The organism is Fluctibacter corallii (assembly GCF_025751585.1).
GTDB lineage: Bacteria > Pseudomonadota > Gammaproteobacteria > Enterobacterales > Alteromonadaceae > Fluctibacter_A > Fluctibacter_A corallii.
Genome location: NZ_JAOWKX010000007.1, coordinates 209893 through 231529 on the forward strand (window position 1 = coordinate 209893; position 21637 = coordinate 231529).

Genomic DNA, 21637 nt, shown 5'->3' on the forward strand with positions numbered 1-21637 from the left:
TCCTTAACGTCCAACAGACACTGCATTATTGTCGAGCGCACGTAGCGCTCGCAATTTTCGGCGTACTGCTTCAATACGTGAAAAAATATCTTCTTTATCACAATCAGCGTTGTCTTGAGATTTCTGTGCCTGCTCAATACTGGCAAGCTGCTCTTGAATAAAGGTTTTTTGCTGAATACTGTTCACACTATCAGTAATGTGGCTTAAGCCTTCTATCAACCGAATGGTCACCGCTACACTGTCTTTGGCATATTGGCGAATTTGATCAAAGGCTGCGTGACCAATGTCTGCGAAGGTAAGTGGCTTACGCTCCACTCTGAACACACGATCGTCATCAACCAAATACGGATACGGGAAGGTTTTTTGAGTCAATTCGCACATCATCGCCGACAGGTTATCAACGCATGCAATGGCTGAATAAGGGTCATTCACGCCCGGTGATAAAGCCCGAACGGCAATTTCAACCAATTGGTGAACCGCAAATTCCGGATCTTGCGCAGGCGTGCGCTGTGAACCAATCACTATGTTTTCTTCGAACCTCGCGTGATCAAGAGACGCTTTAACTGCAAAGTGATGCAGTGTCAGTAGTTTTGCACCTTTCACCAAATAATTACCAGGCAGATGAGAAACAACAATACAGGCATCAAGTGAGCACGCTATCTGCTTGAGTCCACCATAATCAATCGCCTGCACATAACCACTCTCGCTTGCATATATATGCGTCACACACGGGTACTTAGCTTTTGCTTCGTTGATGACAGATGCGTCACAATCCACACCTTGCGCCTGATCGTCATCGCTTGGGAATAAACGATTAATGGTGTTATCTAGACGACGATGAACATCACTAATCACCTGATCGGCCTGTATAGTCCGTGCAACGTGATGAATGTAAAAAATCAATACGCCAATACTGGCCAGACTCAGCAATACCGCGACATAGACTGCCATACCCGGTACCTGTTGACGAGACTCAAATTCATCGGTCACTTCCACCACTAAAATACAATAAATAAAAGTAGCTAAGAACGTTCCCATGACCATTTTCGTGCCATTGTCAGCCATAAAATGACGTATCAAGCGCGGACCAAATTGTTGAGAAGCCATCGACAGCGATAACACCGTTATCGAAAACACAATACTGGTAACGGTAATCATTGAGCCAGCGAGGGTCGTCAATAACGAAACGATGGTGTCTGAATTGCTCTCATACACAAATTTGAGCAATGTAATATTGTGAAAAACTTCATTTCTATCGAGTTCTATTAGCGTCTTTGCCAGAACCACCGCGCCTAATAACATGCAGGACGGTACGAACCAAAAACTGGTTCGCAATGTTTCAATCAGTGTCAGTGCTCTTGCCTTTATTCGCATAAAAATGGAACCCTTATCAGATTTGTGCTGTCTTAGCTGCTCTTTATTAGAAATTTCGATATGCTAAGTGGCTGTTTGTACCTGAAAAAATTATCGATTTAGTCTAAAAGTAGCTTACGACAAGCAAATTAGTGCGGGTCGTGCTATCCTTCGCGCGTTTTTTTAAAGTGAGGTTAACGTTATATGGTTTGGCTGCAAAAGTTGCTGCTAGCGATCATCTCTACCCCTGTTAAATGGCTTGTGAGAGCAAACAGTATTCCAGCAGACATTGAAAATGAGCTGGGTATCGATAAATCCAAACCAATTATTTATCTCTTACGTACAAATTCGCTCACCGATCAGGTTGCATTGAAAATGTCGGCAGATGCGTTAGGCCTGCCCGATCCGACCAAGCCTATCAAACTCGGTAAGCGAGATATCAAGTCGTGCCTATTTCTGCAACAACCTCAGTCAGTTTTTCGCGGCACCAGCAAGCCTACCAGCATTGCGGATGACTTTACACGCTTGTTCCGATTGCATCGCAAAGATGAGCAAGTCGATCTGCAAATTGTACCCGTGTCTATTTTTTGGGGCAGAGCTCCGGGTAAATCCTCATCTGGTTGGTCTGATTTACTTGCCGATCGCGCATCACCAAGCTGGTTACGAAAAATTTTTATCGTTTTATTTTTAGGCCGCGATAATTTTGTCTGCTACAGCAAAGCGGTATCTTCCAAAGCCATGACACAATTAAAAGGCACAGACGAAGAAATCGCTCACAAGTTAATTCGATTGGCGGGCACTCACTTTCATCGTAAACGTCAAACACTAACAGGTCCTACGTTGTTAGAACGCCAAGATCTTAATAACGCAATTCTTGGCTCAGACTCCGTCAGAAAAGCGATTGAAGAAGAGGTCAAGCACAAGAAAGTATCTAACGACAAAGCCCGCGCGACAGCACAAAGTTACATTAATGAAATCGCTGCAGACTACCGAGAAGGCCTGATCCGCATCGGTGACCGCATACTTACACGCATCTGGAATAAAATTTACGACGGCATTGAAGTCGGCAATGCGGACAAAGTCCGTGAGCTCGCCCAAAATGGCCATGAAATCATTTATGTTCCTTGTCACCGCAGCCACATGGACTACCTGTTATTAACCTATGTAATTTATCATGAAGGCTTAGTTACACCCCATATTGCCGCAGGCATTAACTTAAACTTCTGGCCAGTTGGCGGGATTTTTCGTCGAGGTGGGGCATTTTTCATTCGCCGCAGTTTCGCGGGTAACAAGTTATACACGGCGGTGTTCAGAGAATATTTAGAGCTGCTTTTTAATCGTGGCTATTCTGTTAAGTACTACGCTGAGGGTGGCCGCAGTAGAACAGGCCGATTGTTACCGCCAAAAACGGGGATGCTTGCTATGACTGTGCAGGCTGTGACTAAAGGCATCAACCGCCCTGTCAGTATCGTTCCTGTGTACATTGGGTATGAGCACGTCATGGAAGTGGGTAGCTACCTTAAAGAGCTAAAAGGCAGTACGAAAAAGAAAGAATCAGCATTTCAAATCTTTTCAGCTATTCGCAAATTGAAAAACTATGGTCATGGTTTTCTCAATTTTGGTGAGCCAATTCAGCTCAACAACTTCCTCGACAGTAAAGTAGAGGACTGGCGTTCACAAAGTGCCGATCCAGATAAAAAACCCAAATGGTTAACACCCACGGTCAATGCATTGGCAAACGAAGTCATGCTCCGTATTAATCAGTCAGCAGCGATAACAGGAATGTCGTTGTGTGCTTTGTGTCTACTGTCGGCTAAAAAACGCGCCATGAGCCGTGAAGAACTTGAAACTGCCATTGATGATTACCTTAACTTACTAAGGGCATGCCCATATAGTGCGTCGGTGAGTATGCCTGCTCTTTCTGGCAAAGAGATTGTCACCAACACCCTCAAGTTAAATAAAATAGCGGTAACCCAAGATAGCTTTGGCGAGATTGTATCGCTTGAACGCAGCAATGCCGTTGCCTTAACTTACTACCGCAATAACATCATGCACTTGGTGGCCTTACCTGGGCTTATTGCTGCTATCGTTGTTGCTCACCAATCACCAGATCGAACAGTCGTCACCACCTTGGTACGTCAACTGTATCCGCTATTACAAAGAGAATTGTTTATTCACATGTCGCAAGATGCGGCCCAACACTATGTAGAGCAACTTATTTCTGCCATGGTGAACCAAGGATTATTGGTGGAAGACGGCGAGAAGATTTGCGCTCCACCTGCAACATCACCTCAATCATATTCATTGTGGTTACTTCACAGAAGTGTACAAGAGACGCTGCATCGTTATGCCATCGTGTTGACCTTGCTTGAAAAAGACAAGCAATTCAGCCGCGGCGCACTAGAGAAGCAAGGGCGTTTACTGGCAGAACGATTGTCAGCATTGCACGGCATTAGCTCTCCTGAGTTTTATGATAAGAATGTGCTTTCGACCTTTATCAATGCACTAAAAGAGCAAAAAATTATTGGTGCATCAGAAGACGGTCAGTTAACGCATTGTGCAACTAGCGAAGCATTGAGACACGAGATTGTCGGATTAATTGCACCTGAAATTCAGCAACGATTAGAAAAATTACTGCATGAAACTGAACAAAAGGCGAGCTAAGCTCGCCTTAATCGCTCTCAGTACGATGCCGTTTTCATCATGCTGGATGAGATAAAAAAGACTGGTAAGCAGGATTAGCAGTTTCATCAAGATAAACGTAACCTAGTTCATCAAGGTGCGTTAGCAACGACAATTCCTGTTCAGCATCTACTTCAAATCCAGCTAACACTAAACCTTCAGCAGCACCATGGTTTCGATAGTGGAACAGGGTAATATTCCAATGCTCACCTAAGGTGTTAAGAAACTTCATTAATGCACCGGGATGCTCAGGAAATTCAAACCGGTAAATGCGCTCACGCAATTGATGAGGAGGGCGTCCTCCCACCATATAACGCACGTGTAGCTTTGCCATTTCATTGTTGGTGAGATCGATAGGCTGATATCCCAATCCATGCAGTTGCTCATGTAGCACCTGAAATTCCTGCAGCCCTTCACGTAATTTAATGCCAACAAAGATTTGCGCGTTTTCATCTCGACTAAAGCGGTAATTGAATTCGGTAATCACTCTGCCGCCTAGCGCCTGACAAAACGCTTTGAACGCCCCTTTCTTTTCGGGAATAGTGACAGAGAATACTGCTTCTTTTTGTTCGCCTAGCTCACAGCGCTCAGACACATAGCGCAGCGTATGAAAATTAATATTCGCGCCACACAAAATCCCTCCCATCACTCGCCCTTGCGTGTCGTGCTGGGCAACATACTTACGAATACCAGCGACCGACAACGCCCCTGCTGGCTCTGCGATGACACGTGTATCATCAAATATGTCTTTTATAGCCGCACAAATTTCGTCGCTGTTTACCGTGATCACATCGTCGATATACTGCTGACACAACGCAAAGGTATGTTCTCCCATGCGCTTCACCGCCACTCCGTCAGCGAAAATACCCACAGATGGCAGCGTAACGGGGTGACCAGCCTCTAATGCAGCTTGTAAACAGGCGGAATCTTCCGACTCCACAGCAATAATGGTTAATTCTGGTTTAAGTTGCTTAAGGTAATAGGCAACACCAGCGGCAAGACCGCCACCGCCCACTGCGATAAATAACGTATCGAGGTGGGGATTCTGTTCTAGCAGTTCGCGCCCAATTGTCCCTTGCCCAACAATGACATCTTCATCATCAAAAGGGGGAATTAATGTCATGCCTTCATCGGTGGCAAGACGAATCGCTTCCTCGTTAGCTTGGTCGAAGTTACTGCCGTGCAATACCACATTCACGTGCGCACCACCAAAACTGCGCACGGCATCAACTTTGATATCAGGCGTTGTATCAGGCATAACGATGGTAGCATTAATTCCTTTGCGTTTGGCAGAATACGCTACTCCCTGAGCGTGGTTACCGGCTGACGCGGCCACAACACCAGCATCAAGCTGCGCTTGTGTTAACCCACTCAACTTGTTGTACGCACCACGCAACTTAAACGATTTTACGGGTTGCTGATCTTCGCGCTTGAGAAAGATATCGTTCTCTAATTGCGAAGACAATTTATTCAGCCTAACAAGATCTGAATGAACCGCCACATCATAGACAGGCGACAGCAGTACCTTTTTTAGATACTCATGAGGTGTGTACGACATATCACCCCTCCAATTTATTCAGATCGCGCACTGCACCTTCATCTGCACTGGTCGCCAACATGGCATAAACCTTGAGCGCTGGCGACACAACTCGTTCACGGTCTACAGGTGCATAAGGCGTAGCACGTTGTTCCATTTGTACTCGACGCTCAGCAAGTACGTCATCATTGACGCATAAATTGATGGTGCGGTTAGGAATGTCTATCTCAATAAGATCACCCGGCTCAACCAACGCGATCGCGCCTCCTGCTGCAGCCTCAGGCGAACAGTGGCCAATTGACAACCCAGACGTACCACCAGAAAAGCGGCCATCTGTTACAAGTGCACACGCCTTACCTAAACCCTTTGATTTTAAGTAAGACGTCGGGTACAACATTTCTTGCATACCCGGCCCACCTTTCGGGCCCTCGTACCGGATGATTACCACTTCACCGGCTTGTACTTCATCGCTCAAAATACCCGCCACCGCATCTTCCTGACTTTCATAAACTCGTGCGGGGCCGCTAAAACGGTGAATTGATTCATCCACTCCTGCGGTTTTTACAATACAGCCTCGCTCCGCGATATTGCCAAACAACACAGCCAAACCACCTTCTTCGCTAAAGGCGTGATCGCGGTGGCGAATGCATCCATTTTGTCGATCGGTATCGGCCGTATCGTAACGACAATCCTGACTGAACGCTTGCGTGGTGCGAATACCAGCAGGGCCAGCGCGGTAAAAGTGCAGGGCGTCGGTGTTTTCTGGATTAGTGATATCCCATTTGGCAATCACGTCAGACAATGATTCGCGCAAGACATGGTTCACATCTCCATGCAGCAGGCCCGCACGCTCAAGTTCGGCTAAAATCGCCATCACTCCACCTGCTCGATGCACATCTTCCATGTGATATTCTGGCGTAGCAGGCGCAACTTTACATAAATGCGGTACTTTTCGCGAAAGGCGATCGATATCAGCCATCGTGAAATCAATTTCCCCTTCTTTAGCCGCTGCGAGTAAATGCAGGATCGTATTTGTTGAACCTCCCATGGCAATATCCAAGCTCATTGCATTCTCAAACGCTTTAAAGTTCGCAATATTGCGCGGAAGTACAGACTCGTCATCATGCTGATAGTAACGTTCGCACAATTTTACGATTTCGACACCTGCCTGTAAGAACAGTTTTTCCCGATCTTTGTGGGTTGCCAGTGTGGACCCATTACCTGGCAAAGACAACCCCAAGGCTTCAGTTAAACAGTTCATCGAGTTTGCGGTAAACATACCTGAGCATGAGCCGCAGGTAGGGCATGCTGAACGCTCAATTTCGTCGCTGTCGGCATCTGCGACAGTAGGATCTGCCGCGGCCACCATTGCATCGACTAAATCAAGCTTAATAATCTGATCAGATAACTTGGTTTTGCCCGCTTCCATAGGGCCACCAGACACAAAAATAACGGGAATATTCAAACGCATAGCAGCATTTAGCATACCTGGCGTGATTTTGTCGCAATTCGAAATGCACACAATCGCATCGGCACAGTGCGCGTTAACCATGTACTCTACCGAATCTGCGATAATTTCGCGCGAGGGCAAGCTGTAAAGCATACCGCCATGCCCCATCGCGATACCATCATCTACTGCAATGGTATTGAATTCTTTGGCCACACCGCCTGCCTTTTCAATGCTTCTGGCAACCAGCTGACCAAGATCTTTAAGATGAACATGCCCAGGGACAAACTGCGTAAACGAATTAGCAATCGCAATAATGGGCTTTCCAAAATCCGTTTCTTTCATTCCAGTTGCGCGCCATAAGGCTCGCGCGCCAGCCATATTGCGACCTTGAGTTGTTGTCGCTGAACGTAATTTGGGCATGCTCTATCCTTTCATAAAATGCCTATTTGTATACAGGCGTTAACCAATTCCACTTGTCTTCTGTTGTGCCATTGAACAAACCGAAGAACATATTTTGTACTTTTTCTGTAATTGGGCCACGGCCACCGTTACCGACAGGAACACCGTCAACGGAACGTACTGGTGTGACTTCTGCCGCTGTACCACACATTAGAATTTCATCCGCAACGTACATAGATTCGCGCGGAATATTCTCTTCACGGACTTCGTAGCCCATTTCTTTCAGTAGTGTAATCACTGTATCGCGTGTGATACCCGGTAAAATTGCAGCCGTTTTAGGTGTGGTGGTTACCACGCCATTTCGGATAACAAAAATATTCTCACCTGCACCTTCACTCACGTATCCGTTACGATCTAATGCAATACCTTCGCCGTATCCATGACGACGTGCTTCCATAGAAATAAGCTGAGATGACAAATAGTTACCACCCGCTTTTGCACCCGTTGGCATGGTATTCGCTGCCAGTCGGTTCCACGAGGAAATGCCAGCATCAACACCGTTTTTAAGCGCTTCTTCGCCTAAGTACGCGCCCCATTCAAATGCCGCAATACTAAGCTCAGTTTCCTGACCGAAAGGCACTTGCAGACCCATACCAATATCACCATAAAATGCGATAGGGCGGATGTAAGCTGACTTCAACTTGTTCTCTCGAATAATATCTAACGTCGCCTGATTCACTTGGTCGAGAGTGTAAGGAATTGTCATGCGATAAATTTTCGCACTGTCGAACAAACGGCGGTTGTGTTCTTCTAAACGAAAAACACAGGTGCCTTTATCGGGCGTGTTATAAGCACGAATCCCCTCAAATACTGAAGAACCGTAATGAATTGCATGTGTCATGACATGCACGGTGGCCTTTTCCCATGGAATAATCTCACCGTTGAACCAAATTAAATCTGCTGGTTTTTTAGCCATTTTCTTTTCCTTTCAATGCAGGGGACAGCACGTTGAATAGTTAACGTCGCATGATTAGTTTTACGATTACGAATAATACGTGTTTCAGCGTAAAACCGTGAGCACCGATGTTAAACTTATCGAACGCAATTGCGTTTTTAACTTTACAGTCTTTATAAACGAAAAAACCCCCGCAAATGCTTGCGAGGGTTTGGTAAATCTTTGTGAACGCACACACCTATCCCCGCAGTTGAATCACCACACTGACTTGGACCACATTGACACGCATGTTGATCATCTTGGAATAGGTCTATAACTTAATTTGTCGTCACTATTTATAGAGGTATCATGTTTCGCTCGTATAAATCAAGCAATGGCGTGATCTAATCGCCAAAATAATAATATTTACCCATCATAGGAGCCTGTTATGTCGTTATGGTTGCATTGGATTGATCTTGCCGGAATCGTAGTATTTGCAATTTCTGGCACGCTAATGGCCTACAAAAAACACATGGATGGCTTTGGCGTTGTAGTGCTCGCGTCAGTCACAGCAATGGGTGGGGGCACACTACGTGATATGATTTTAGACCTACCCGTGTTTTGGATTCATGACCCAAGCTTTTTCTACGCGGTGTTAATCGGTGCACTCGGCACAATTGCATGGCTACGCATAAGTCATCGGTTTCCACTCAAATTCCTTCTCATTGCTGATGCGTTGGGGCTCGCATTCTTCAACCTTATGGGTTTACAAAAGGCATTGAATGTTGGAGTAACGCCCTTAATCGCGATTGCGTTTGGTACCATGACTGGCGTATTCGGCGGACTGATACGTGATGTTATTTGCCGCGAAGTACCTTTAGTTTTAAAAGGAGAACTCTACGCCACTACCTGTATTTTGGGTGGTGTTGCCTACGTGGCTGCAAGCGCTCTCAATGTGAACCTCCACATTTGCATGATTATAGCCATGCTTACTACACTCGTTAGTCGTCTCTTCGCAGTGCGTTATCATTGGCACTTAAATGTGTTTCATCCGCCTAAAAATCTGGACTGATGCTTCCACTTTAAATGAGATAGGCTAGCGAAAATTGTTAAAGCAAAAGGAATTTGCGAATGTCACTGGCCGTTATGCTTTCAAGGGGCAGCGTTGGTATAGATGCTCCCCTCATAACCATAGAGGTGCACTTATCCAACGGATTACCTGCATTTCAGATGGTAGGGCTCCCTGAAACCTCTGTAAAAGAATCGCGTGATAGAGTCCGTTCCGCACTCATCAATGCAGGTTTTGAATTTCCCGCTAAACGAATCACCGTCAACCTTGCGCCAGCAGATTTACCCAAAGAGGGCGGTCGATTTGATTTAGCAATTGCATTAGGCATAGCCGCGGCCAGTGGTCAAATAGATCCGCAAAGCTTGAACAACACTGAGATCGTGGGTGAGTTGGCATTATCTGGCGAAATTCGTGCTATTCATGGCATCCTTCCCGTAGCGCACTCCTGTAAGCATGCACAAAGACCCTTATTGCTACCGCAAGACAACCAACTAGAAGCAGCCCTAGTCAGTGATGTCTCTTTGCTTCCCGCTAAACATTTGCGTGACGTATTTTTACATTGCACTGGCACAGAAAAACTGGCTGTCACTCAGGGAAATGTCCCCCCTACAGTATGCCAATATGATGAAGATATGGCAGACATTATCGGCCAATCTTTGGCCAAAAGGGCGCTAGAGATCGCCGCAGCTGGGCGTCATAATATTCTATTCTGTGGGCCACCAGGCACCGGCAAAACCATGCTAGCGAGTCGACTGCTGACCATCTTGCCCACGTTGAGTGACGAAGAAGCACTTGAGGTGGCCACCATTCACTCGGTGATGGGTAAACCTGCATCGCCCGACACCTGGAAGATTCGACAGTTTCGTCAGCCTCACCATACCAGCTCAGCGGCCGCACTCGTGGGAGGAGGCAGCATTCCTCGCCCCGGTGAAGTATCGCTTGCTCATAAGGGAGTGCTATTCCTTGACGAGCTACCTGAGTTCAACCGCCATGTACTCGATGTACTTCGTGAACCATTAGAGGCTGGAAAAGTTTGTATTTCCAGAGCAGCTAGTCAAGCCACATTTCCTGCTCAATTTCAATTGGTTGCGGCTATGAATCCAAGTCCAACGGGCAGTATGGATGATGGACGCTCGTCTGCTGATCAGATTTTGCGCTATCTGAATCGATTGTCTGGGCCGTTTCTCGATCGAATTGATTTGCAAGTCGATGTGCCTCAAATCAATCCTGCCGATTTGAGACGCCTTGAAGCACAAAGCAAAGAGACGTCAAAAACAATTCGCCGCCGCGTTCTCGATGCTCAACAACGTCAGTACCACAGACAAAACACGCTAAATGCGCACCTGTCTGGCGCTCTGCTAAAAGAGGTGTGTAATTTGATGGAAAGTGATGAAGCGTATTTGCACAATGCAATAGATACAATGGGACTGTCGATGCGGGCGTATCACAGAGTACTTAGGGTGAGTCGCACGCTCGCCGATTTAGGGGGAGCAGAAAAGGTGTCGGCAATGCATATCAAAGAAGCATTATCTTATCGTGCACTAGACGCAATATTTGCTCGACTAAAGCAACATTGAACGGTATTGGCATTGTAACGGTATCAATTACGCGCTTTTATTTGCGCAATAAGCGCACTGATAACAGGCTCTTTCTCGCGTTTAGACAGACAACATAGACCAATTTCGAAGGCCTCCATTGTCGGCACAGGAAGGTAATTTACCTTTTGTAATAACGTTGAGTGCTCTAGCACCACTTTTGGTACTATACCTAGCCCGCACCCCAAAGCCACCATGCTAACGATGGCTTCATTTCCGCCAACTTGCGCATACACTTTGGGCCGAATACCTTGTTCGGCAAACCAATGGTGCACAATCCGTTTAGATGGCCCCGATTCAGGGAGTACTACAGGGTGTTTTCGCCAGTCGATATCGCTGACACTCTGATACACCACGGATTTTGGCATAATCATCACCAGTGGCAACGTATCCAATGAGTAAAAAGACATGTCTTCTGGAAAATCAGGTGTGTGAATGGCAATGGCCGTATCTACCGTTTTTTCCACAACATGACTCACTGATTCAGCAGGATCACCTGTGATTAGGGTGAGTTCCACGAAAGGGTGGTGTAGCCTAAATTGGTCAAGCAATGGGGGTAGGTGAGATTGACTGGCCGTCACTGAGCAAAACAAACTCAGCTCGCCTTGTATCGCTTTACCGTGATCGTCCATTTCTAATTTAAGAGACTGGTACTCTGCCAGCACTCGCTGCGTAAATTCAAGCATTCGCTTACCAGCCGGTGTCAGCGCTACCTTTCGATTGTCTCGAACAAACAGTGAAGTCTCACATTCGTCTTCCAAGCGCTGAATAACGCGACTCAGGGTAGACGGGCTAACGTGGCGAGCCTGCGCAGTTTTACCGAAATGTAAACTCGTAGCGAGGTGTTCGAATAACGCTAAACTTTTGAAATCCATCACACGCCTCATTGTTTCACTTTATGCAACACTTACTTGCAAATATATCATTTTATTCAATATGAAAACTAGCCTATGCTTCTCACATCGCAAGATCGTCACTGACTTGGAAATTTGGAATAGATGTTATGGCTAATTACTTTAATTCGTTACCACTACGTGAACAGCTGACTCAATTGGGTCAATGTCGTTTTATGCAACGCGATGAATTTTCTTCGGGCTGCAGCGCCTTGAAAGGCAAAAAAATCGTGATTGTCGGATGTGGCGCACAAGGATTAAATCAAGGCCTTAACATGCGCGACTCAGGGCTAGACGTGTCATATGCGTTGCGCCAAGCCGCCATTGACGAAAAGCGCGATTCGTATATTCGTGCAACCGATAACAATTTTACCGTTGGCACATATCAAACATTAATCCCAGAAGCAGATTTGGTTTATAACCTGACACCAGACAAGCAACACGCAAGTGTGGTTGAAGCCGTCATGCCATTAATGAAAAAAGGCGCGACTCTGGGTTATTCTCACGGCTTTAATATCGTCGAAGAAGGCCAACAAATTCGCGACGATATTACCGTGGTAATGTGTGCCCCCAAATGCCCGGGAACAGAAGTACGGGAAGAATATAAACGCGGATTTGGTGTTCCGACACTGATTGCCGTCCATCCAGAAAACGATCCTGAGCAAAAAGGGTGGGAGATAGCAAAAGCGCTTGCATCCGCAACAGGAGGAGATCGCGCAGGCGTATTAGCATCGTCTTTTGTAGCAGAAGTAAAGTCCGATCTAATGGGCGAACAAACCATTTTATGTGGAATGCAGCAAACTGCCGCCATTCTAGCTTACGATAAAATGGTGTCGGAAGGCATGGATAAAGCCTATGCTGCGGCACTGATTCAGTACGGTTTAGAAGCGATTACCGAAGCACTTAAACTAGGCGGCGTCAGCCACATGATGGATCGCTTGTCGAATCCAGCTAAAATTAAGGCGTATGCGCTTTCTGAAAAACTGACAACGCTTTTACGTCCATTATTCGAAAAACACCAAGATGACATTATGAGTGGTGAATTTTCGCGCACCATGATGGATGATTGGGCTAACGGCGACGCCAACTTACTTAAATGGCGTGAAGAAACAAAAGAGTCTGGCTTCGAAAATGCACCAGCATACGAAGGTAAAATCGACGAGCAAACTTTCTTCGACCAAGGCATCTTTCTCGTAGCCATGATCAAAACGGGTGTAGAGCTGGCGTTTGACGTCATGGTAGAAGCGGGCATTCTGCCAGAATCCGCTTACTACGAATCGCTTCACGAAACACCACTTATTTCAAATACTATCGCCAGAAAGCGTTTATATGAAATGAATGTTGTGATTTCAGATACTGCAGAATACGGTAATTACTTATTTGCCAATGCGGCAATCCCCTTGTTACGTGAGCAGTTAATGCCAGAGATTTCACTCGAGCTAATAGGACAAGGGATAGACGCGTCTTCGAATAAAGCAGACAACAAAACACTCATTAACATAAACCAGACTTTACGAAACCATGGTGTAGAGACCATAGGTCAAGCCCTTCGTGGGTATATGACAGACATGAAAGCCATTATTAATTAACGAATGATGGTAACTATCCCCCGTTTCTGTCGTTAGGTGCTTTAACAAGCCCCTTCGCCCGACCCTCTGGTCGGGCTTTTTTGTGTCGGCATTAGATACTCACCCATAGTCAGCCACAACGCTCATGTATTTTTGGGACGCCATCACGGGCGTAAACTCCGTAATTGAATAACTCACAGCACCACTTTTAATAAACGGATCTGATGACAACATGCCGAGTAACTCTTGTTTGCTGCTATGGGCTGAGATCAGCATCCCTCCTGTTCTTGGCTCTTTTCTTCCTCCAAACAAAAGTTGACTTGACTCATATTGTGTCCGCAAATACTGCCTATGAGCATCAGTTAACGCCGGTGTAATCTTTTCCATATCGGTAAAACTCATATCTACCAAAAACATGCTTTCCTCGCTTAGTTGATTAAATATACGTATAATGCTACTTATTTAGTAGCAAACTATACCGCTACGATTTTAGAAGCACAAGTAGCATGACGACACCATTACCCAAAAATCCAGTTAGAGGCTCTCAAACAGGCATCGCAATTATGGCTGCCTTTGATTTACTGGGCCGTAAATGGAACATGAGAATTTTATGGGAATTGAATCAAACACCGCTGAGCTTCAGAGGCTTACAAGAAAAGTGTGACGGCATGTCTCCGTCAGTACTGAATAGCCGCATCAAACAGCTCACTGAAGCCAAGCTTATATTTACTTCGCAAGATGGCTACCAGCTAACAGAATTAGGAAAGTCACTGATGGTGACGCTCGATCCTTTGCGAGTATGGTCGGCAGAATGGGAAGCACAACTCGCCAAATAATGAGGTTATTACTGCGAGCGCATGGTTATTGTCATGCGCTCGCAATTCGATATCACTACTGACAAATATCAACATGACAAAGCTGTGTACCTAGCAGCTTAATTCTTTGCCTTGCCCGCCTCTAAGATCGGAAGACCTGCTTCTGTTGGGATATATATACGTTCTCCACTACCATCTTGAAGCCCTTTTATCCAAACATATCGTAAGTATTCTTCGTTCCCTTTTAGTGACTCACCGATAATTCTATTGGCTTCCGCGGCGGCTTTAGCGCGCTCTATGTCTGCCTGACCTTCTGCTTTGGCTTGGACTATTTTCGCTTCGCCTTCGGCCTGCGCAAGCGTAATCCTTGCTTTTGCTTGCATCAGAGCGGCCTGCTCTCTCGCCTTAGCTTCTTCAATTAGAATTTGTTTACTCCACTCAGCCTCTTTGAGCGCTGCAATACCATCCATTTCTTTTTTGTACACTTTGTATTTAGGCCACGCCCACAATAATCCAATAATAATCACTACAACGGATACCACCAAAAACACGAGACTTCCAAATGCAATAGCATGTCTATTTGGATGCATGATTTTTCCTTTATTTTTCTTGTATGTACTGCCGGTTTGAACGCATATGCAGCCACATTACGAGTTGTCTTGTGGCGCATATTCTCCTTGATTTTGAAGGCTTACTTCAACTTAAGCAACAAGAGCCTTATTTTTGTAACTCGGCATACCAAAGCACTCTGTTACTCTCATCGGATGAGATAACCCCGCCCTTTGGTATAAATATTGATTCTTTTAACATGAAGGCGATTTGATTGGTTCATCAACGTTATTTGATTAAAGGAGCAATGATGGTGAAAAAATTCGCGTCGTAAGTAAGCGATAACTTGTGTTAAAGTGCATGCAATATAAGGCAAATAATCACTTAAGCCTTTTATGCATTCGCCGATACCAATAAGTACAAACACAAGTTGGCAACAATGTAAAAAGTAAGTGTATCAAATTTGATACAGTCATTCTTATTTTTTCTTATACCCAACCGAATGATTATTAACACGTTTTATTTTCGTGGAAATATTCATCCCGTGACGCGTGCGCTTCAAGCTAACAAATGTAGCTAAATTGCGACAGTTTCGTGTCTCTCTATCATGTTGTGCCTATATGTCTCGGGCGATGTGTTCTGTGGCATAAGCTTTGCTTTGCATAGCTTTGGTATTCATATACCAATTAACTTATAACAAACATGGTTCTTAGTGGAGAACGCCAATGAATCCGTCAATATCACGTTTTACCCACATGGATGACTGGATTTTCGAAGTAAAGTTGGTCAGAGCGTTACGTGTGAAAAACTACGGAGATCCCTACACGGCTGTAGCGACTCTTTCAGTTAACGGTGACCACATGTACATAGACACGCAAATGACGCGTGAAGGGGATGATTTTACTCGCAAAGATTTCAATACTTTCTGTCATTTTTGTCGCGACTTAGAAGTTAAAAGTATGCACTATGACAAGATGAAAAATGGCGAGCGCATGTCGCGAATTATAGACTTGTCAAAATCTCACGTTCAAACCACACCAATTGTTCGCTTAGTTAAGTAGTACTAATGCGTCTTCGCGTTTCTGTTATACGCCTCAAGGGGTAGATTTTTATGTATAACATTGCTACGCACGACACAATTTTTAGAAATTAAGCACATACATTTACTTAGCCTGCGAGAGTGGCGCTTGATGTCGCTACTCTCACTGGTTGAGTTGTACCTTGATTATTCGATTACCTGTTCTGGCATCTCTTGGCTATCCTCTTTTTGGTGGGGATTACCTGCCCAAAACACAGCAATTGACGCAGCAATAGAACACACCAAAAACCCCATCACCATCGGCGATACAGAATCAACAATATAGCTGCCAATGAAAATGGCAATCGGCACAGAAAGAAAGCTACTGATAAAGCCTATTATGGCTGCACCCAATCCCGCCACATGTCCTAGCGGAAGCATCGCCATCGCATTTAAGTTTCCGAACAATATACCCACGAAGAAGAAAGTGGTGAAAAGCACCATAACAAAAATCGGCAACGGGGGTTTACCCGTGTAGGATAGGGCCAGGATGCTCAAGGTTGTACTTCCCAGTACGACACCGGCCAAAGCAATTTTACTCAACGTAAACATGCCCATCCTCATAACCAATTTGCCATTTACAAAAGAGGCAAAACCGATTGAGAATGCCAACACGGCGAAATAAAGAGGAAAGGCCTGTCCAACGTGATATATGCCGTCAAAGATGGCTTGAGAAGCACCAAGATAGGAGACAAACGCACCAAAGATAAATCCCATTGCCAAGGTGTAACCCATCACCACTTTGTGAGTCAGAATAAACTTGCTTGAATCGAAAAGGCGAGCCCAGCTAAACCCATGACGTTTATTTGCTGGCAGTGTCTCTGGTTGCCGTAAGAAAAACCAAGCACCACCCGCAAAACCAATAAACAAAAACGCGGTAAATATGTGCCGCCATTCAAACCATAGCATGATGAGTTGGCCAAATAATGGTGCGATCATAGGAACAAGAATAAAGACCATCATGATAAACGACATCACCCGAGCCATAGCATCACCTGCGTACTGATCACGAATAACCGCTAAAGATGCAATTCGAGGCCCTGACACGCCAAATGCCTGAATCACGCGCCCCAACAATAGAATTTCCATCGTGGGTGCGAACATACATATCACAGTGCCCACACTAAATACTACCAACCCAGATACGATCGCGTACCGCCTACCTTTTGTATCAGATACAGGACCATAGTACAGCTGACCAAATGCCATCCCAATAAAAAATAGCGATACAATTAAATAGGTTTCTTGCTGATTCTGACTGCCAAGTTCAAGCCCAATACGATCAAGCGCAGGAAGCATCGCATCAATACTTAACGCAACTAGGGACGTCATCAACGCCATCAACGAAACAAATTCAGCCAAACTCAATGCAGGTTTGTTTACTTCTGTAGTGTGGGGGTTATGGAGAGACAAGGAAAACTCCAACAGCATTAAAACGGTATGTTATCACTTGGTAGCGAAAAATAATCTAGTTTCGACGATTATTTCGACAGGTTAAACGTAACGAACAGTGAAAAGGGTCATAATTGCTTCGGTAATCGGTAACGTCATCAAAGTATGTTAAGCCAAATAAAAAAGCGTCCGCTGCACAGGTGTACACGGACGCCATATTCACTTATACGCTATAAATTAAAAAGTATAGCTCGCCTGGAAGTACACAAAACGTCCTAAACCGCTATGCACGTCTTGATTGTAACCTGTCAGTTCACTGTAGCTGAACGGAGGTTCTTCATCGAACAAGTTGGTTGCACCCAACGTAAGCGTGGTATTCTCAATGCCCCGATAGCTTACTGTTGTATCAACCGTTGTCATTGACTTCACGTCAGGCAGGGTTGCTACAATGTTGCCGTCTTCATCTTTTGGAAAACGCACCGTCGAGTCTTGGCGGAAACTATCGATGTAATTTACAGCCAAGCTGGCTGTCCAATCACCTTGCGTCCAGCCTGAAGATAACGTCCAACGTAGTTCTGGCTGCTCATAGTCACCTTCTACGGCCTCAATGCGTCCAGGGCGGCGCTCTTCAAACTCAAGTACCCAATTCGCCACCAAACCAAAGTCAAAGTCGCCATGCGCCGTTTCCATACGGTAGCCAAGATCGATATCTAACCCAGATGTTTCTATGTCTCCAATGTTCTGAAATGAATCATTGATTTGCACAATTTCACCCGGATCGCCAGGAATATTCGTAGACCGACGAACCACTACATTTTCATCTAAACCTTGCGTCTCTAATAAGTACTGCGTGTCTGAGTCGATGATGTTTTCAATATCGTAGCTATAATAATCAACGGAAATATCTAGGTCATCGGTGATTTCATAGATCACACCAATATTGTAGCTTTTAGACTCTTCAGGCTGAAGATTTGGGTTACCCTGAAATACCGCAATATTTTCTTCTAACTTACAACTACGGTGGCTCGGGTCACCAATGGCGTTACATCGCAACTTATCAAGCACCTCCGGAGACTCGTCTGTTCGACCTAAACCCAATTGTACCAATGAGGGCGCGCGGAACGCCGTGCCATAGGAACCTCGGATTGAAAGGTTATCTGCTGGAGACCATAAGAATGAAATTTTTGGATCAGTGGTTGTACCAAAATCGCTGTAATCTTCATGGCGTACCGCCAGTTGCACCTCTACCTCATCCAATACAGGAATGGCCAGCTCAGCAAAAATCGCTGTACTATCACGCTCGCCAGCAGATTTGGTAGACTCCGTACCAAAAATCTCACCACGTAAGAATTGATCATCTGGATTATCTTCAATCGTTTCTTCGCGATATTCGGCACCCACAGCCAGCATGATATCGTTATTCCCCCATTTCATAAGAGGGCCGTTGACTTTAAAGTCATAAATACGATTCGTAGATTTACCCACACGTGTCGTATTGGTTTCTAAATAAGCGAGTGTTTCTGGTGAAGTATTGCTCGGCTCAAAGGGATTGAACGATCCGTTATCTATAGACTCCTGAATACGTACCGTGTTTGGATATCCATCTGCACCATACTCGTTTGATTCACTCTTGATATAACTGTATGCGGCTTCCCAATTCCAATCACCAAACTCCCCATTTGCACCAAGAATGGCGCGATAGTAATCCGTATCCACTTGTTTTTCACGTGCGCCTATTTCAACCATACGGCGTCGCATAGTCAGATCTTGCTGATAGAAGACGCTAGTCGGATCGTTCGCAAAGGGATGGTTTGGATTGTCAGCTGACATAAACAGCTCTTCAAAACTCGGACTTGGTGCACCTTTTACCACGGTCTTTGAATTCTGACCGTTTAGCTCGGTGAAAATACGGAATGAATCTGATATGTCAAACTTACCCATATAGTTAAAACTAAAACGCTCAACACTTGGAAACATAGAGCCAAACGGACCGTAATCGAACCGACATAGATTATCCACATTATCAATATCTTCTGGCGCACACTGATCTTTACCAAACGTATCTGGAATACGTGTGGCTGGATCGGACGCTAATTCAATGGTACCTGGATAACCCGACGAGCTCCTAAAATCTGTCGCAAACTGACGACCTGTTAGCGCCGCCTGATTAGATGAACGCGAAAAGTCTCTGTCACCATTGAGCGTTTCTTCTCGATCGAAATAATCAAGAATAAAGGTATGGCTTGCTTTGTCTGAGCTACTACCGAAAACCATACTAACATTTTGCTCTTCGCCACCAGCGCCTGAGGTATCCCCATACTTCGCCGACAACTCAACGCCTTCAAAATCATCTTTAAGAATAATATTAATTACACCCGCGATGGCATCAGAGCCGTAAATGGCAGACGCACCATCTTTAAGAATATCAACACGCTTAATCGCAGCGAGTGGAATATTGTTGATATCAACAAACGCAGTATCAATGCCTTTCGCGAAAGGAGAAACTGACACTCGACGACCATTCACCAGAATCAAAGTTGAATCAGCACCTAACCCTCGAAGTGAGACACTCGATCCTCCGTTCGCGGTATCATCTGAACTATTCCCCTGAGTAGAAAATGTTCCCTGACCGGAAATAGGCAGCTTTGAGAATAATCCGATTAAATCAGTCACGCCTGTTTTGGCAATATCACCCGCACCAATAGACGTAACAGGAGAGGGACCTTCCATATCAGTGCGTTGAATGTGAGAGCCCGTAATTTGAATTTTTTCGATATTTTCTGATTGTTGCTGAGCTTGAGAGGCAGTAGATGATAACGCGAGACTAACGGCCGCGGCTGTGAGAGCCACAGAGAAAATCTTGTTGTTTTTCATGTGTATTCCCTTTTTTAGTTTTCTTCAACGTTTATGTTGCGAACAAAATAAGCGCATTTACAGCTCACTTTTTGAGCTATTCTTGTTATATCATAAGCCTTGTGCTCATGGGTGCACTTTGTGTAAATATTTACCTTAATTTGTTAGTAATTATTTACAGTGTTCAATAAAGTGACAGTTATGAAACTAAAATCCACAATGAAAAATACATTTATTTTCAACTGGTTACACATTCAAATAATGATTGATGATAAAAAAGCCAGCGAAACTGGCTCTTTTCAGGTAAGTATTCACTCCGAATTTAAGGTTAAAAATCACACCCTAAATTTGTGATTTCTCCGTTTTTCAGGCTGTAAATCCAACTATGAATGGTAATATTTTGCCCACGCTTACGCGCATCTTTTACGATGGTTGTTCTTGCTACATTTTTTGCTTGCTCAATAACATTCAATTCGCACAGCTTCGCTAAACGTGCGCTTTCCGGTACGCTATCTAACTCGGCTTGATGCTTGACGATGGTGTCTTTAATATGCCCTAGCCAGTTGTCAATCAAGCCAAACTGATCGTCTCCCATAGCAGCTTCAACGCCACCGCAACCATAATGTCCACAGACAATAACATGCTTAACCTGCAACACATCTACCGCATACTGCAATACAGACAAGCAGTTAAAATCAGTATGAACGACTAAATTGGCAACGTTACGGTGAACAAAAATATCGCCAGGTAGTAAATCAACGATTTGATTTGCAGGGACCCGGCTGTCGGAGCAACCAATCCACAAGTATTCAGGCTTTTGCTGTTTAGCCAATTTGTTAAAAAAGTCAGGATCCCCTTCTTTAGTGCGGGCTGACCACGCTTTATTGTTGTCTAACAGTTGTTTAATATCGCTCATACGCCCACTTTACGCTATCTTATACATAATTTAGGTCTGACCAAAAACCAGAACTCGTTTCAAACGCTATTGTTCATCGAAGTCAGGAGAAACACAATGGACTTTACTATACGGCAAGTAAATAACGATGATTTAATCCAGTTAAGTCAGTTATTTAACGACTATCGGGAGTTTTATGGTCAAGAAGAAGATGTAGTAGGGTGCCTTGAGTTTTTGCGAGCTCGTCAACGTAACAACGAATCGACAATATTCATTGCCACCGACAATGAGCATATACTTGGATTCGTACAATTGTACCCGATTTTTAGTTCGGTTAATCTTTCGCGCGCATTACTGCTTAACGACCTATATGTGGCACCTCAAAGCAGAAAAGAGGGCATAGCCTCCGCACTCATCGACGCCGTGACCACATTTGCTAAAAAGAAACATGCCAGCTGGGTCATGCTACAAACTCAACATACTAATACCGACGCACAATCTCTTTACGAAAAGCTCGGCTTTAAGCTCGACTTAGACTGCCGCTATTATTATTTGAGCACGTCTGATTAGCGAAC

The 21637-nt window shown here is 44.9% G+C and carries 17 protein-coding genes; 7 read left to right on the plus strand and 10 right to left on the minus strand.

Annotation, left to right across the window (positions count from 1 at the left end; genetic code table 11):
- Positions 1 to 3: 3 nt before the first annotated feature.
- Entirely contained in the window at positions 4 to 1374 is a 1371-nt protein-coding gene (locus OE749_RS14205; protein ID WP_263713127.1) for a DUF2254 domain-containing protein, read from the minus strand.
- A 183-nt stretch (positions 1375 to 1557) separates the two neighbouring features.
- Here OE749_RS14205 and plsB point away from each other — a divergent pair, with 183 nt between their 5' ends.
- The gene (gene plsB / locus OE749_RS14210) at positions 1558 to 4017 is read left to right on the plus strand and encodes a glycerol-3-phosphate 1-O-acyltransferase PlsB (protein ID WP_263713128.1); all 2460 of its coding nucleotides are present in this window, start codon (positions 1558 to 1560) and stop codon (positions 4015 to 4017) included.
- 37 nt (positions 4018 to 4054) lie between these two features.
- Here plsB and ilvA read toward each other — a convergent pair whose 3' ends face one another.
- From ilvA to OE749_RS14225, 3 genes are read right to left on the minus strand one after another with little or no spacing between them, the layout of a single operon-like run.
- The gene (gene ilvA, locus OE749_RS14215; protein ID WP_263713129.1) at positions 4055 to 5593 is read right to left on the minus strand and encodes a threonine ammonia-lyase, biosynthetic; all 1539 of its coding nucleotides are present in this window, start codon (positions 5591 to 5593) and stop codon (positions 4055 to 4057) included.
- A 1-nt stretch (position 5594) separates the two neighbouring features.
- The gene (gene ilvD, locus OE749_RS14220; RefSeq protein WP_263713130.1) at positions 5595 to 7442 is read right to left on the minus strand and encodes a dihydroxy-acid dehydratase; all 1848 of its coding nucleotides are present in this window, start codon (positions 7440 to 7442) and stop codon (positions 5595 to 5597) included.
- A 22-nt stretch (positions 7443 to 7464) separates the two neighbouring features.
- Entirely contained in the window at positions 7465 to 8397 is a 933-nt protein-coding gene (locus OE749_RS14225; RefSeq protein ID WP_263713131.1) for a branched-chain amino acid transaminase, read from the minus strand.
- Between the two features lie 406 nt (positions 8398 to 8803).
- On the opposite strand from OE749_RS14225, the gene OE749_RS14230 reads away from it, so the two are divergent.
- Positions 8804 to 9427 (plus strand): trimeric intracellular cation channel family protein, encoded by a 624-nt coding sequence (locus OE749_RS14230; RefSeq protein WP_263713132.1) that lies wholly within the window; start codon positions 8804 to 8806, stop codon positions 9425 to 9427.
- Positions 9428 to 9486: 59 nt separating this feature from the next.
- Positions 9487 to 11001 carry a YifB family Mg chelatase-like AAA ATPase gene (locus tag OE749_RS14235; RefSeq protein WP_263713133.1) on the plus strand — a complete coding sequence of 505 codons (1515 nt, stop codon included), beginning with the start codon at positions 9487 to 9489 and terminating at the stop codon, positions 10999 to 11001.
- Between the two features lie 23 nt (positions 11002 to 11024).
- On the opposite strand, the gene ilvY is transcribed toward OE749_RS14235, so the two are convergent.
- Positions 11025 to 11894: an HTH-type transcriptional activator IlvY gene (gene ilvY, locus OE749_RS14240; RefSeq protein ID WP_263713134.1), complete on the minus strand. Its 870-nt coding sequence runs from the start codon at positions 11892 to 11894 to the stop codon at positions 11025 to 11027.
- Positions 11895 to 12022: 128 nt separating this feature from the next.
- Here ilvY and ilvC point away from each other — a divergent pair, with 128 nt between their 5' ends.
- Positions 12023 to 13501 carry a ketol-acid reductoisomerase gene (gene ilvC, locus OE749_RS14245; RefSeq protein ID WP_263713135.1) on the plus strand — a complete coding sequence of 493 codons (1479 nt, stop codon included), beginning with the start codon at positions 12023 to 12025 and terminating at the stop codon, positions 13499 to 13501.
- Positions 13502 to 13600: 99 nt separating this feature from the next.
- On the opposite strand, the gene OE749_RS14250 is transcribed toward ilvC, so the two are convergent.
- Entirely contained in the window at positions 13601 to 13897 is a 297-nt protein-coding gene (locus tag OE749_RS14250; RefSeq protein WP_263713136.1) for a YciI family protein, read from the minus strand.
- Between the two features lie 89 nt (positions 13898 to 13986).
- Here OE749_RS14250 and OE749_RS14255 point away from each other — a divergent pair, with 89 nt between their 5' ends.
- Complete coding sequence (locus tag OE749_RS14255; RefSeq protein ID WP_263713137.1) at positions 13987 to 14316, plus strand: winged helix-turn-helix transcriptional regulator; 330 nt, start codon at positions 13987 to 13989, stop codon at positions 14314 to 14316.
- Between the two features lie 98 nt (positions 14317 to 14414).
- Here the strand turns inward: OE749_RS14255 and OE749_RS14260 are convergent, their stop codons facing one another.
- Positions 14415 to 14885 (minus strand): SPFH domain-containing protein, encoded by a 471-nt coding sequence (locus OE749_RS14260; protein ID WP_263713138.1) that lies wholly within the window; start codon positions 14883 to 14885, stop codon positions 14415 to 14417.
- 684 nt (positions 14886 to 15569) lie between these two features.
- Between OE749_RS14260 and OE749_RS14265 the strand changes: the two genes are divergently transcribed.
- A complete protein-coding gene (locus tag OE749_RS14265; protein ID WP_263713139.1) occupies positions 15570 to 15905 on the plus strand; it encodes a hypothetical protein in 336 nt (111 codons plus the stop codon).
- A 164-nt stretch (positions 15906 to 16069) separates the two neighbouring features.
- On the opposite strand, the gene OE749_RS14270 is transcribed toward OE749_RS14265, so the two are convergent.
- From OE749_RS14270 to can, 3 genes are all read right to left on the minus strand, one after another.
- Complete coding sequence (locus OE749_RS14270; RefSeq protein WP_263713140.1) at positions 16070 to 17335, minus strand: multidrug effflux MFS transporter; 1266 nt, start codon at positions 17333 to 17335, stop codon at positions 16070 to 16072.
- Between the two features lie 216 nt (positions 17336 to 17551).
- Positions 17552 to 20188 (minus strand): TonB-dependent receptor plug domain-containing protein, encoded by a 2637-nt coding sequence (locus tag OE749_RS14275; RefSeq protein ID WP_263713141.1) that lies wholly within the window; start codon positions 20186 to 20188, stop codon positions 17552 to 17554.
- A 307-nt stretch (positions 20189 to 20495) separates the two neighbouring features.
- Positions 20496 to 21083, minus strand: a complete 588-nt coding sequence (gene can / locus OE749_RS14280) for a carbonate dehydratase (protein WP_263713142.1) — start codon at positions 21081 to 21083, stop codon at positions 20496 to 20498.
- Between the two features lie 96 nt (positions 21084 to 21179).
- Between can and OE749_RS14285 the strand changes: the two genes are divergently transcribed.
- Positions 21180 to 21632, plus strand: a complete 453-nt coding sequence (locus OE749_RS14285) for a GNAT family N-acetyltransferase (protein ID WP_263713143.1) — start codon at positions 21180 to 21182, stop codon at positions 21630 to 21632.
- Positions 21633 to 21637 lie beyond the last annotated feature (5 nt).